Consider the following 13736-nt stretch of genomic DNA (forward strand, 5'->3'; position numbering starts at 1 on the left):
ATTATTTATCCTTCTTACACATTGGGAAGCCAAGCGCTTCACGTGACGCGTAGTACGCTTCTGCAACAGCTTTAGTCAGGTTGCGGATACGAAGGATGTAACGTTGACGTTCTGTTACAGAGATAGCTTTACGCGCATCAAGGATGTTGAATGCGTGACCTGCTTTTAGAATGCGCTCGTAAGCTGGAAGCGGCAGTGGCTTCTCAAGCTCAAGTAGCTCTTTACACTCTTTTTCGCACTGGTCGAAGAAAGTGAATAGGAAATCTACGTCTGCGTGCTCGAAGTTGTACGTTGATTGCTCAACTTCGTTTTGGTGGAAGATGTCACCGTAAGTCACGTTAGAACCGTCTGGTGCTACGTTCCATACAAGGTCGTAAACAGAGTCTACTTCTTGAATGTACATTGCTAGACGCTCGATACCGTAAGTGATCTCACCCGTTACAGGTTTACACTCAAGGCCGCCAACTTGTTGGAAGTAAGTGAATTGAGTCACTTCCATACCGTTTAGCCATACTTCCCAACCAAGACCCCATGCGCCTAGCGTTGGGTTTTCCCAGTTGTCTTCTACGAAGCGAATATCGTGAACAAGTGGATCGACACCAAGAACTTCAAGCGAGCCTAAGTACAACTCCTGGATGTTATCTGGAGAAGGTTTTAGAGCTACTTGGAATTGATAGTAGTGCTGCAGGCGGTTCGGGTTTTCACCGTAACGACCATCGGTCGGACGACGAGAAGGTTGAACGTATGCCGTAGACATTGGCTCTGGGCCAAGTGCACGTAGACATGTCATTGGGTGAGAGGTGCCAGCACCTACTTCCATATCTAGTGGTTGAACAATGGTACAACCGTTTTGTGCCCAGTAATCCTGCAGCGCGAGGATCATTCCCTGGAAGGTTTTGATATCGTATTTTTGCATAGTCAGGTTCGCGCGATTCTTTTAAATGAATGATAAAAATAACCTCTGAGTATACCGAGATATTGGTAAAGCGAGTAGGGGTAATCTTGTTTAATTAGTGGTCTAAAATGTCGTTTAGTGGATTTTTTTGCCTTTAATGTTTGTTTTTCGGCACAAGTGGATATTTTGATAACTTTGACACTTGTGTTTGAAAGCGTGGGTGATTAAAATCTCGCGGTCTTTGGGGAGTAGCTTACTTATTCATATCCTATTGAATGAGTTCGTCCGTCAACATAATTGATGCAAAATCATCATGGCGTTCGAGGCAACCACCACCTTGGTGGCGCTTAGCAAGACCTTAGACAAGCATCGTGAACCGGGATGGGGCGCGAGGTTTGTCTTTGGTTAAATATAATAATCTCCGTCCCAAATGAGCATGTCGTGAGCGTTTTAGCAATTTCAATTACAACTGTCGCCTTAGCCGAGATCGGTGATAAGACTCAGTTGCTATCCCTTTTATTAGCCAGTCGATATCGAAAACCGTTACCTATTATTGCGGCTATTTTCTTTGCCACTATAGCCAATCATGCCCTTGCTGCATGGCTGGGGGTTGTGATCGCCGATTATTTATCTCCTGAAGTGCTTAAATGGGTGCTGGTGGTCAGCTTCGTTGCGATGGCAGGCTGGATTCTGATTCCGGATAAGTTGGACGATGATGAGCAGATCTCGAACCGAGGGCCATTTGTCGCCAGTTTTATCGCTTTCTTTATTGCTGAGATTGGTGATAAGACTCAGATTGCGACCTCCATTCTAGGGGCTCAATATTCGGATGCATTAATGTGGGTAATTCTCGGCACTACCATTGGTATGTTGCTGGCGAATGTGCCCGTGGTGATCATTGGTAAGTTATCGGCAGATAAAATGCCTCTTGATCTGATTCGCAAGATCACGGCTTTGTTATTCGTGGGTTTGGCTATCGCAGCGGCGTTCTATTAAGCGGTGGTATTGAGTCTTATTATACTCAACCAGTAGAGTAATGTGTTGTAGGTCATACTCTTATAGTATTGTGGGGTTTATCGAGCGAATGGACATATAACTGTCATACTTGTCATGATATTTTAATCTTGTGAGTTAAGAACACGAGGGCATGATTATGTTGACGCGTTATATGGGTATTACTCCACAAAGCCAAAGTTATCTCTTTACCTTTGGTCTTGCACTTACACTATTAGGCATGGTGTTGACGGACATGTGGCTACCAATGGTGGCGGGTTCGATGATCATGACCGGGCTTGCGGTAGAAGCTTGGATTCGGGTCGCGCATATTATTCCTATGCGAAAAGATATCCGAGAAATTCAGCATCAGCTAGAGCATCTGCAAAACAAATCTAGAAACGAATAAACAAAAAGCCGCTCGTACTCTGAGTTCCGTTGAAGAACATAAGGTACGAGCGGCTTTTTTGATGCTTGATATTTAGGTGAGGCTTATGCCTCCAAACCTTTTCTTATCAAATATTGGTAAGGCAAAGCTTCAGTCGCTTGGCCGACTAACTGATGATCCATAAAACGACAAAAGCTCGGAATATCACGAGTTGTCGAAGGGTCGTCAGCTTTTACCAGTAACACATCGCCATCCTGCATGTTTCTAATTGTCTTCCTGACCATCATTACTGGTTCTGGGCAACGTAGGCCTTCAGCTTCTAAAGTGTGGGTTGCCAGTTCAGGTTTGAATGTCATGGTTTGTATCTCTATATCTATCTAACGAGTGAATAATACGTCTGCAGAAAAAATATGCAATAAGTGCTTGGCAAACAGAATCATTTCCTATAACTTAGTTAACAAGTTGATAACAACTTGTAACAAAGGCAACTAGCTAAGGAGTGGCGATGTTGACAGGATTAGATAGATTAACAATTTATTCAGTTCTCTGTTTTATTTCTTTTTGTGCGTTAGTACTACGCTCATCGACAGAGACCTCTCTAATGCCAATCTTTGGCATAGTAGCAACGATTATTGGTATTTGGGTAGAGATGCGCCGTTGGCAAGGCATAGCCGAGGAGCAAGAGCACTAACCCGGATACAACAAGCAAATTCCGATACGACAACATTCCGACACTATCCCCAGATTTTCTTGGGCTTCCCCGCGTAATTGCGGGATTTTTTTTATCTAAAGCATGCTATAAACAACTTAGTGACCAATGATAATTGTATACAGCTAGGTAAGTGGCGTGGAATTAGAAGACATCTATCGTAGAGACCTGAATTTACTGGTCGCCCTAAAGGTATTGATTGAAGAGGGCAGTGTTAGTCAAGCCGCGCTTCGTCTTAACTTAAGCCAATCGGCAACCAGTCGAGTATTAGGTCGCTTAAGAGAACTACTCAACGATCCCCTGTTTACGCGCCAAGGTCAGCACCTTATTCCCACCAAGAAAGCACTCGAAATCAGCCAGCGCATTGATCAGCCTTTAGAGTCATTCCGCCAACTGCTTAGCCCGAGTGATTTCGATCCTTACTATTGCAGTGAGCGTTTTCTGATCGCGACCACTGACTATGCGATGCAAACCATCTTGCCGTATGCGTTACCTAAGATTTATGAACAAGCGCCGAACATTTCTTTGGAGTTTGCGCCACTGCAGCATGAGCATTTGTTTAAGCAGCTCAGTACTGAACGTGTTGATATGGCGATTTGTCGCCCGAGCGGCAGCATCGCACCACTTCATCAAGAAGTCTTGGGGCCAGTGGGCGTATCATGTTTGTTATCTAAAAATCACCCGTTAGCCGATCGATCGTTAAGTCTTGAAGATTATGTTTCTTTACCTCACGCGATGATTGCGATCAGTGATGGTGTTAAGGCTTTACTCGATAACGCTTTAGCTAATCAACAGCCTCGCAAAATGGTACTGCGCGCGTACCACCTTGAAGCTGCATTGGCGATTGTCGATAGAATGCCATTAGTGATAACTGTACCCGCTGATTTGGCTTATTTGGTGGCAGAGCGTTATGACTTAGTCGTCAAGCCGTTGCCATTTGAGTTTATGCCGTTTGATTACTCACTGATCTGGCATTCGCGCTGCGATTCTTCTGCCTCGCAACAATGGTTAAGAAGGGTGGTGAAAGAGGAGTGTGGTGAGTTGATTCAGAAGCGTATTGCGGATGTTGGCTTGGGGTAACTTAACTTAGATCTAGCTTTGGTTTAGTCGATCCAAATGACAAAAATGCAAAAGGGCTGATTATTATCAGCCCTTTGTTGTTCTGGGATATTTGAGCTTTAGCTGATTATTAAAGCTTTATAACTACGCGACCAGTGATTTGACCGTTAGTGATGTCTTCTGCCGCTTGAATAGCGCCATCTAAAGATACTTCTTTAGTCGCTTGGCCGTAGAAAGATTCAGGTAGCAGCTCAGCAAGTTGTTCCCACGCTTTAATACGTTTCTCACGAGGGCACATTACTGAATCAACACCTTGCAGGCGAACGTTACGTAGAATGAATGGCATTACCGTTGTTGGTAAGTCAAAGCCGCCAGCTAGGCCACACATTGCAACCGCACCGTTGTAATCAATTTGCGCCAATACTTTCGCAAGTACTTTGCTGCCTACTGTATCGATAGCACCAGCCCACAGTTGTTTCTCAAGTGGTTTTGCTGGTTCTTCTAGTTCAGCACGCTCAACAATGCGTGTCGCGCCTAGTGATTTTAGAAGCTCGCCATTTTCTGAAGCACGGCCAGTAACCGCTGCCACTTTGTAGCCCAGTTGGTTAAGTAGAGTGATAGACACGCTGCCTACACCACCACTTGCACCGGTTACTAGGATTTCACCGTCTTCAGGTTTGATGCCTGCATCTACGATAGCTTGTACACAAAGCATCGCGGTGAAGCCAGCTGTACCAATCGCCATTACTTTCTTAGCGTCTAGACCTGCAGGCATTGGCACTAACCAGTCACCATTTAGGCTCGCTTTCTCAGCCATACCGCCCCAGTGGCCTTCACCAACACCCCAACCCGTTAGAACAACTTCGTCGCCTGCTTTGTAGCGCGGGTCATCAGATTGTGAAACCACACCAGAAAGGTCGATACCAGGAACCATAGGGAAGTTGCGAACAATGCGCCCTTTACCTGTTATCGCTAAACCATCTTTGTAGTTTAAAGAAGAGTAGCTCACATCAACCTTCACGTTACCTTCTGGTAGTTGAGACTCATCAATTTGAGAAACTGATGCGATAGTTTTTTTGTCTTCTTGGTTTAGTACAAGTGCTTTAAACATGATCTGCTCCGTAGGAGGAATATTAGGAAACTGAAGTAACTTTAGTTGAATCGTTGGAGAAAAAATAATGAAACATCAACATTGAATCTATGCATTTTGTGCATAGATGTAGGTGGTGCTTTTTCTTTTGCCAAGTTCGCTTAACGAATCGATAGATTATCGGATACCGAGTAATAAAAAGTGCAGCTATATAAATATAGCTGCACAAAAGATTACCCTTCAAGTATTACTGTCAGTGATCGCTATGGGCGTTCAAATACCGTTGCAATACCTTGGCCTAAACCAATACACATGGTCGCTAAGCCGTATTTCACGTCTTGCGCTTCCATTAGGTTGATTAGGGTGGTTGATATACGAGAGCCAGAACAACCCAGTGGGTGACCGAGTGCAATCGCACCGCCGTTAAGGTTAACTTTCTCATCAACCACATCCAACAGACCTAGGTCTTTAGCACATGGCAGAGATTGAGCAGCGAACGCTTCGTTGAGTTCAATAACGCCCATATCTTCAATGTTCAGACCTGCACGTTTTAACGCTTTTTGAGTCGCCGGTACTGGGCCGTAACCCATGATTGAAGGATCACAACCTGCGATAGCCATCGACTTCACGCGAGCGCGGATCTTAAGGCCAAGCGCGTTGGCTTTATCTTCACTCATGATCAGCATTGCCGATGCACCATCAGACAATGCTGATGAAGTACCTGCTGTTACCGTGCCGTTAGCTGGGTCGAATACAGGACGAAGTTGAGATAGACCTTCAACCGTTGTTTCTGGGCGAATAACTTCATCGTAATCCAGAGTGAACAGTGAACCGTCTGCTGCGTGAGCTTCTGTTGGTAGGATTTCGTTCTTGAAACGACCTTCTACTGTTGCAGCTTGTGCTCTAGCGTGTGAACGAGCAGCGAAGGCATCTTGGTCTTCACGGCTGATGCCGTGCATCTTGCCAAGCATCTCAGCCGTTAGGCCCATCATTCCTGCTGCTTTTGCTACGTGCTTAGACATGCCTGGGTGGAAATCGACACCGTGGTTCATAGGCACATGACCCATGTGTTCGACACCACCTATCAAGCAGATTTCCGCATCTCCAACCATGATTGAACGAGCTGCATCATGCAAAGCTTGCATAGATGAACCACATAAACGGTTCACCGTTACCGCACCAATTTCAATCGGTAGGCCAGCAAGCAAAGCAGCGTTACGAGCCACGTTAAAGCCTTGCTCTAGCGTTTGTTGTACACAACCCCAGTAAATGTCTTCAATTTCGACAGGGTTTACTTCTGGGTTGCGCTCTAAAATGCCTTTCATCAAATGTGCCGATAGATCTTCAGCACGAGTGTGACGGAAAGCTCCACCTTTGGAACGTCCCATTGGGGTACGAAGGCAATCAACAACAACTACATTATTCATTTTGCTATTCCTTTTCCAAATGTGGGTTACAGAGAACTGGCTTGTTGGCCGTCGTAAAAGCTTTCGCCTTTCGCTGCCATATCAAGCAATAGTTGAGGAACTTGGTACATTGCACCTAAGTCTTGATAGCTCTTCGCCATTTCAACGAAGTTACCAATACCCACACTGTCTAAGTAGCGGAATACGCCGCCTCTGAATGGAGGGAAGCCTAAACCGTAAACCAGTGCCATATCCGCTTCTTGTGGTGTCGCGATGATGCCTTCTTCTAAACAAAGCACCACTTCGTTGATCATAGGAATCATCACTCGTTGGATAATTGTCTGGTCATCAAAGTCTTGTGGCTGTTGGCATACGTCAGCCAAGATAGGAAGAATGTCTTCAGAGAAGGTTTTCTTCGGGCGACCGCGTTTGTCTACGCTGTATGTGTAGAAACCGCTGCCGTTCTTTTGGCCGTATTTTTCAGCGACGTAAAGTGCGTCAATTGCATCACGACCTTCTTTACCCATACGTTCAGGGAAACCTTGCGCCATTACTGCTTGTGCATGGTGTGCTGTGTCTAAACCTACAACGTCGAGCAAGTAAGCAGGGCCCATTGGCCAACCGAACTTGCGCTCCATGACTTTATCGATCTTAGTGAAATCAGCACCGTCGCGTAGCAACATGCTGAAACCGCCAAAGTAAGGGAAAAGTACACGGTTAACGAAGAAGCCTGGACAGTCGTTAACAACGATAGGGGATTTACCCATCTTCGCTGCGTAAGCAACCACGCGATTGATCGTTTCTTCTGAAGTATGCTCGCCACGGATGATCTCAACTAAAGGCATGCGGTGTACTGGGTTAAAGAAGTGCATGCCACAGAAGTTCTCTGGGCGCTTCAAAGATTTCGCTAACAGGTTAATCGGAATCGTCGAGGTATTTGATGTTAGAACCGTGTCTTCACCAACCAAACCTTCTACTTCGCTCAGTACGGCTGCCTTTACTTTAGGGTTCTCTACAACGGCTTCCACAATCACATCTGACTGCTCAACACCTGCGTAATGTAGGCTTGGAGTAATAGAAGACAGAATACCTGCCATCTTGAATCCATCGAGACGACCGCGCGATAAACGTTTATTCAACAGCTTAGAAGCTTCATTCATTCCTAGATCAAGTGATGCTTGTGCGATGTCCTTCATCATCACTGGCACGCCTTTCAATGCTGACTGGTAAGCAATACCGCCACCCATGATGCCAGCACCAAGCACCGCTGCACGTTCAGTCGCTTTGTTGGCAGACTTACCCGCTTGTTTCGCTAGGCCTTTGATGTATTGGTCATTCAAGAATAGACCGACCAATGCTTTTGCTTCTTCAGATTTCGCTAGCTTAACGAAGTGTTTACGCTCTATATCCAATGCTGCATCGCGATCGCTACGGGCTGCTTCTTCTATAGCGATAACCGAAGTGATTGGTGCTGGGTAATGAGGCCCTGCTTTTTGAGCCACTAAGCCCTTAGCCATGGTAAAGCTCATCATCGCTTCTAGTTTGCTTAATGAAAGCGCTGATGTTTTTTGTTTACGGCGTAGCTGCCAATCAAGTTTCTCATTAGCTGCTAGAGAAACAGTGTTAATCGCTGATTCTAGTAGTTGGTCGGTTTCAACAATCGCATCTAACAAGCCAACTTTAAGTGCTTCATCAGCACGACATGCTTTGCCTTGCGTGATAATTTCCATTGCGCTGTCAGCACCGATAACACGTGGCAGGCGTACACAACCACCAAAGCCAGGCATGATGCCAAGTTTGGTTTCTGGTAGGCCTATGCTGGTGGTCTTGTCACCGATACGGAAATCGGTCGCTAAGACACATTCACAGCCGCCACCTAGGGCATGGCCACGCATCATTGAAAGAGTTGGGACAGGAAGGTCTTCGAGCTTGCTGAAGATTGAATTCGCGAATCTTAACCATTCATCAAGTTCTGCTTCTGGCTTAGCAAATAGGCCAAGAAATTCAGTGATGTCTGCGCCTACGATGAACGCGTCTTTGTTTGAAGTTAAGATTAAACCACGTAATCCAGCGTGAGCATTAAGAGCATCTAACGCTTTATCTAGTGATTCTAAAGTAGCAAGGTCGAGTTTGTTTACAGAGGCTGGCGCACAGAAGCTAAGTTCTGCAATACCGTCTTGTAATTCCTTTACCTGTAAGGTGTTAGCTTGGTAAATCATTGTCTATCTCCATGACATACAATCCACGATTGTTTGAGAGAATCTTGTTATCTTTCTATTATTGTAGAATACCTGGTAAGACCAGTTATCTTAGTCTGTACCTCTGCTTGGTGAATTTCAATACATTTTTTAAACAATTGTTTAACATTGTGCGATAGCACAGATCCTCTAACCCTTATTATTCACGCGTGATACACTTCGCCGCTCTTATTAATTAAGTTAACGATATGAATGAACAGCCCTATTTAATACCGTCTGCGTCGGCTCTGTTTGAAGAAGAGATAAAGAAGAGCGTCTTCATTACTCATCTTGCTCATACTCCAAGTGTAGAAGCTGCTAAACAGTTCGTAGAACAGGTAAAAAAAGAGCATTCATCAGCACGACATAATTGTTGGGGTTTTGCTGCAGGGCGACCTGAAGACTCAATGAAATGGGGCTTTAGTGATGATGGAGAGCCATCTGGTACTGCGGGTAAGCCTATCTTGGCGCAACTGTCTGGTTCTGGTGTCGGTGAACTGACGGCTGTTGTCACTCGTTATTCAGGCGGAATCAAGCTTGGAACGGGTGGCCTAGTAAAGGCGTATGGTGGTGGAGTACAACAAGCTCTCAAGCTGCTTCAAACTATCGAGAAAAAAATAACCACAAAATTACGGCTAGAGTTAGACTATGGCTTTGTGCCAATCGCGCAATCCATTATGGCTCAGCATCAGGCTGTTGAAGTCCAAGCGGATTATGGTGTTCAAGTTGAGCTTATTATTGAAATAGAGCTCCTTCAGGTAGATTCGTTTACCCAAACCATGATCAATAAAAGCGGTGCTAAGGCACTGGTAACGAAAGTCAAAGACAACTAGGAAGTGTGAAGCATTTTGCTTCGTTCAATAGCTCATGCAATTTCGCTCAATTATTCGAATCGTCGGATTATTATTAGCACTTTTTAGTGTATCAATGCTCGCACCTGCGCTCGTCGCACTGATCTATAGAGATGGTGCGGGTGTGCCATTTGTGACGACTTTCTTCGTTCTATTATTTTGTGGAGCAACTTGCTGGTTTCCAAACCGACGCTATAAACATGAATTGAAGGCGCGAGATGGCTTTCTTATTGTGGTGTTGTTCTGGACGGTAATCGGTAGTGCTGGTGCGCTGCCGTTTTTGATCGCGGATAATCCGAGTGTTTCGGTTACTGACGCCTTTTTTGAATCGTTTTCAGCATTAACGACGACAGGTGCAACTGTAATTGTTGGTCTCGATGACCTGCCTAAAGCCATTCTATTTTACCGCCAGTTTCTACAGTGGTTTGGTGGTATGGGTATCATCGTATTGGCGGTAGCCATCCTTCCTGTTCTGGGTATCGGTGGTATGCAGCTGTATCGTGCTGAAATCCCAGGCCCTGTAAAAGACAGTAAGATGACTCCGCGTATTGCTGAAACGGCAAAAGCGCTCTGGTACATCTATCTGAGTCTAACTATTGCTTGTGCAGTGGCGTTTTGGCTTGCTGGTATGAGCTTCTTTGATGCAATCAGCCACAGTTTCTCAACCATTGCTATTGGTGGCTTCTCGACTCACGATGCAAGTATGGGTTACTTCAATAGCCCTGCTATCAACATGATTACGGTCGTGTTCCTTCTTATCTCTGCGTGTAACTATTCACTTCACTTTGCGGCATTTGCTTCAGGTGGTGTGCATCCTAAGTATTATTGGAAAGATCCTGAGTTCCGCGCTTTTATCTTTATTCAAGTCGTCCTGTTCTTAGTTTGTTTCTTATTACTACTGAATCATCACTCTTACGATTCGTATTATGATGCTTTCGATCAGGCGTTGTTCCAGACAGTATCTATTTCAACAACCGCAGGCTTCACCACCACTGGTTTCTCTGAGTGGCCGTTATTCTTACCTGTGCTGCTTCTGTTCTCTTCTTTTATAGGTGGTTGTGCAGGTTCAACGGGTGGTGGTATGAAAGTCATTCGAATATTGCTGCTTACCTTGCAAGGTGCTCGTGAAATGAAGCGTCTTGTTCACCCGCGTGCTGTCTATACCATCAAGGTTGGTGGTTCGGCACTACCACAACGTGTCGTGGATGCGGTTTGGGGCTTCTTCTCTGCATACGCATTGGTTTTTGTGGTTTGTATGTTGGCTCTTATTGCTACGGGGATGGATGAGCTCAGTGCTTTCTCTGCCGTGGCGGCAACATTGAATAACCTTGGTCCTGGTCTTGGCGAGGTTGCGATGCACTTTGGCGACGTTAATGACAAAGCCAAGTGGGTATTGATCGTGTCTATGTTGTTTGGCCGTTTAGAAATATTCACCTTATTAATTTTATTGACCCCTACGTTTTGGCGTAGCTAAGGACATATTGTGGCAAAAGCTCTATTTTTGTATTCAAGCCGTGAAGGTCAGACCAAGAAAATCTTGAACTATATAAAAGAAGAAATGAATGAGTTCGAATGTGAGCTTCAAGATCTGCACACTGTTAATAATGTCGACTTTGCTCAGTACGACAGAGTGTTGATTGGTGCATCTATTCGTTACGGCCACCTTAATAAGAAGCTATACCAGTTTATTGATGCCAATCTTGCTCAGTTGCAATCAAACAAGGTCGCTTTCTTCTGCGTTAACTTAACGGCTCGTAAAGAAGACCAAGGTAAAGATACTCCTGAAGGTAGCGCTTATATTAAGAAATTTCTTCTCAAGTCACCGTGGCAGCCGACCTTGATCGGTGTATTCGCGGGTGCCCTCTATTACCCTCGTTATAATTGGTTCGATAAAACCATGATTCGCTTCATTATGAATATGACAGGTGGTGAAACGGATACAACCAAGGAAGTTGAGTACACGAACTGGGAAAAAGTCTCTTTATTCTCTAAGAAACTGCAAGAGATGTAAGAGAAAAGCCTACTTTTGAGGCGTTTTGTGCTCTTTTTAATCGAACGAATAAAAAAAAGAGAAAAACTTCAAAAAGGGCTTGCCAGTGTGATCGAAATCTCTATAATGCGACCTCGTTGAAACGGGAAGGCTTCGTAAGAAACCAAAACGAATCAGCAGGTCAAATTAGCCAAGCTAAGCGCTTGAAAAAAGTTTTGAAAATAGTGGTTGACACTAAAACTTAAATCGCTAAAATGGCCGTCCGATTTGAGCGAAGCTCAAAAAGGAAAAGCTCTTTAACAATTTAAACCTATCAATCTGTGTGGGCACTCGTTGATGAATATCAAAACGTTTTATCTTAGATAAAACAGATTCTTCGGAATCAAAATTGATTTCAATGAGCTGAGTGACCAATACGTTTAACTACTTGTAGTTATTCGGCACAGTCAATTCATTACCATTCTGTTGGAATGGTAATAGCTTTAGAATTACATGTTTACTTCGGTAAATATTAGTTTTGAAGTCAGTATTCGTTGAGTCACAAAATCTTAAATTGAAGAGTTTGATCATGGCTCAGATTGAACGCTGGCGGCAGGCCTAACACATGCAAGTCGAGCGGAAACGACAACATTGAACCTTCGGAAGATTTGTTGGGCGTCGAGCGGCGGACGGGTGAGTAATGCCTAGGAAATTGCCTTGATGTGGGGGATAACCATTGGAAACGATGGCTAATACCGCATAATGCCTACGGGCCAAAGAGGGGGACCTTCGGGCCTCTCGCGTCAAGATATGCCTAGGTGGGATTAGCTAGTTGGTGAGGTAATGGCTCACCAAGGCGACGATCCCTAGCTGGTCTGAGAGGATGATCAGCCACACTGGAACTGAGACACGGTCCAGACTCCTACGGGAGGCAGCAGTGGGGAATATTGCACAATGGGCGAAAGCCTGATGCAGCCATGCCGCGTGTATGAAGAAGGCCTTCGGGTTGTAAAGTACTTTCAGTTGTGAGGAAGGGTGTGTAGTTAATAGCTGCGCATCTTGACGTTAGCAACAGAAGAAGCACCGGCTAACTCCGTGCCAGCAGCCGCGGTAATACGGAGGGTGCGAGCGTTAATCGGAATTACTGGGCGTAAAGCGCATGCAGGTGGTTCATTAAGTCAGATGTGAAAGCCCGGGGCTCAACCTCGGAACTGCATTTGAAACTGGTGAACTAGAGTGCTGTAGAGGGGGGTAGAATTTCAGGTGTAGCGGTGAAATGCGTAGAGATCTGAAGGAATACCAGTGGCGAAGGCGGCCCCCTGGACAGACACTGACACTCAGATGCGAAAGCGTGGGGAGCAAACAGGATTAGATACCCTGGTAGTCCACGCCGTAAACGATGTCTACTTGGAGGTTGTGGCCTTGAGCCGTGGCTTTCGGAGCTAACGCGTTAAGTAGACCGCCTGGGGAGTACGGTCGCAAGATTAAAACTCAAATGAATTGACGGGGGCCCGCACAAGCGGTGGAGCATGTGGTTTAATTCGATGCAACGCGAAGAACCTTACCTACTCTTGACATCCAGAGAAGCCAGCGGAGACGCAGGTGTGCCTTCGGGAGCTCTGAGACAGGTGCTGCATGGCTGTCGTCAGCTCGTGTTGTGAAATGTTGGGTTAAGTCCCGCAACGAGCGCAACCCTTATCCTTGTTTGCCAGCGAGTAATGTCGGGAACTCCAGGGAGACTGCCGGTGATAAACCGGAGGAAGGTGGGGACGACGTCAAGTCATCATGGCCCTTACGAGTAGGGCTACACACGTGCTACAATGGCGCATACAGAGGGCAGCAAGCTAGCGATAGTGAGCGAATCCCAAAAAGTGCGTCGTAGTCCGGATTGGAGTCTGCAACTCGACTCCATGAAGTCGGAATCGCTAGTAATCGTGAATCAGAATGTCACGGTGAATACGTTCCCGGGCCTTGTACACACCGCCCGTCACACCATGGGAGTGGGCTGCAAAAGAAGTGGGTAGTTTAACCTTTCGGGGAGGACGCTCACCACTTTGTGGTTCATGACTGGGGTGAAGTCGTAACAAGGTAGCCCTAGGGGAACCTGGGGCTGGATCACCTCCTTATACGAAGATACTT

At 45.6% G+C, this 13736-nt stretch carries 12 protein-coding genes, 1 rRNA gene and 1 riboswitch; of the genes, 8 read left to right on the plus strand and 5 right to left on the minus strand.

Annotation, left to right across the window (positions count from 1 at the left end; all coding sequences use genetic code 11):
- Position 1: 1 nt before the first annotated feature.
- A complete protein-coding gene (gene glyQ / locus QUF19_RS00045) occupies positions 2 to 916 on the minus strand; it encodes a glycine--tRNA ligase subunit alpha (RefSeq protein WP_009848159.1) in 915 nt (304 codons plus the stop codon).
- Between the two features lie 210 nt (positions 917 to 1126).
- Positions 1127 to 1302, plus strand: a riboswitch (yybP-ykoY riboswitch).
- A 34-nt stretch (positions 1303 to 1336) separates the two neighbouring features.
- On the opposite strand from glyQ, the gene QUF19_RS00050 reads away from it, so the two are divergent.
- The gene (locus QUF19_RS00050) at positions 1337 to 1891 is read left to right on the plus strand and encodes a TMEM165/GDT1 family protein (protein WP_286295259.1); all 555 of its coding nucleotides are present in this window, start codon (positions 1337 to 1339) and stop codon (positions 1889 to 1891) included.
- Positions 1892 to 2042: 151 nt separating this feature from the next.
- On the plus strand, positions 2043 to 2297 hold the full coding sequence (locus QUF19_RS00055; protein ID WP_004736676.1) for a hypothetical protein: 255 nt from the start codon (positions 2043 to 2045) through the stop codon (positions 2295 to 2297).
- 83 nt (positions 2298 to 2380) lie between these two features.
- Here the strand turns inward: QUF19_RS00055 and tusA are convergent, their stop codons facing one another.
- A complete protein-coding gene (gene tusA / locus QUF19_RS00060; protein ID WP_017055492.1) occupies positions 2381 to 2632 on the minus strand; it encodes a sulfurtransferase TusA in 252 nt (83 codons plus the stop codon).
- A 149-nt stretch (positions 2633 to 2781) separates the two neighbouring features.
- Here tusA and QUF19_RS00065 point away from each other — a divergent pair, with 149 nt between their 5' ends.
- Complete coding sequence (locus QUF19_RS00065; RefSeq protein WP_004736674.1) at positions 2782 to 2967, plus strand: hypothetical protein; 186 nt, start codon at positions 2782 to 2784, stop codon at positions 2965 to 2967.
- 156 nt (positions 2968 to 3123) lie between these two features.
- Positions 3124 to 4065, plus strand: a complete 942-nt coding sequence (locus QUF19_RS00070; RefSeq protein WP_102569450.1) for a LysR family transcriptional regulator — start codon at positions 3124 to 3126, stop codon at positions 4063 to 4065.
- 109 nt (positions 4066 to 4174) lie between these two features.
- On the opposite strand, the gene acuI is transcribed toward QUF19_RS00070, so the two are convergent.
- The 3 genes from acuI to fadB all read right to left on the minus strand — a co-directional run bounded on the left by acuI (position 4175) and on the right by fadB (position 8759).
- Complete coding sequence (acuI, locus tag QUF19_RS00075; RefSeq protein ID WP_017103120.1) at positions 4175 to 5155, minus strand: acrylyl-CoA reductase (NADPH); 981 nt, start codon at positions 5153 to 5155, stop codon at positions 4175 to 4177.
- Positions 5156 to 5397: 242 nt separating this feature from the next.
- Positions 5398 to 6561, minus strand: coding sequence for an acetyl-CoA C-acyltransferase FadA (gene fadA, locus QUF19_RS00080; RefSeq protein WP_065111981.1), 1164 nt, complete (start codon positions 6559 to 6561; stop codon positions 5398 to 5400).
- Positions 6562 to 6587: 26 nt separating this feature from the next.
- On the minus strand, positions 6588 to 8759 hold the full coding sequence (fadB, locus tag QUF19_RS00085; RefSeq protein WP_009848167.1) for a fatty acid oxidation complex subunit alpha FadB: 2172 nt from the start codon (positions 8757 to 8759) through the stop codon (positions 6588 to 6590).
- A 227-nt stretch (positions 8760 to 8986) separates the two neighbouring features.
- Here fadB and QUF19_RS00090 point away from each other — a divergent pair, with 227 nt between their 5' ends.
- The 4 genes from QUF19_RS00090 to QUF19_RS00105 all read left to right on the plus strand — a co-directional run bounded on the left by QUF19_RS00090 (position 8987) and on the right by QUF19_RS00105 (position 13723).
- Positions 8987 to 9610 (plus strand): YigZ family protein, encoded by a 624-nt coding sequence (locus tag QUF19_RS00090; RefSeq protein ID WP_004736669.1) that lies wholly within the window; start codon positions 8987 to 8989, stop codon positions 9608 to 9610.
- A gap of 34 nt (positions 9611 to 9644) precedes the next feature.
- Positions 9645 to 11102 (plus strand): TrkH family potassium uptake protein, encoded by a 1458-nt coding sequence (locus QUF19_RS00095; protein WP_012602960.1) that lies wholly within the window; start codon positions 9645 to 9647, stop codon positions 11100 to 11102.
- 9 nt (positions 11103 to 11111) lie between these two features.
- On the plus strand, positions 11112 to 11639 hold the full coding sequence (hemG, locus tag QUF19_RS00100; protein ID WP_050649805.1) for a menaquinone-dependent protoporphyrinogen IX dehydrogenase: 528 nt from the start codon (positions 11112 to 11114) through the stop codon (positions 11637 to 11639).
- A 529-nt stretch (positions 11640 to 12168) separates the two neighbouring features.
- Positions 12169 to 13723 (plus strand): 16S ribosomal RNA (locus tag QUF19_RS00105).
- Positions 13724 to 13736: the final 13 nt, after the last annotated feature.

The sequence above is a fragment of the Vibrio sp. FE10 genome (assembly GCF_030297155.1).
In the GTDB taxonomy this organism is placed as follows: Bacteria; Pseudomonadota; Gammaproteobacteria; order Enterobacterales; family Vibrionaceae; genus Vibrio; species Vibrio apostichopi.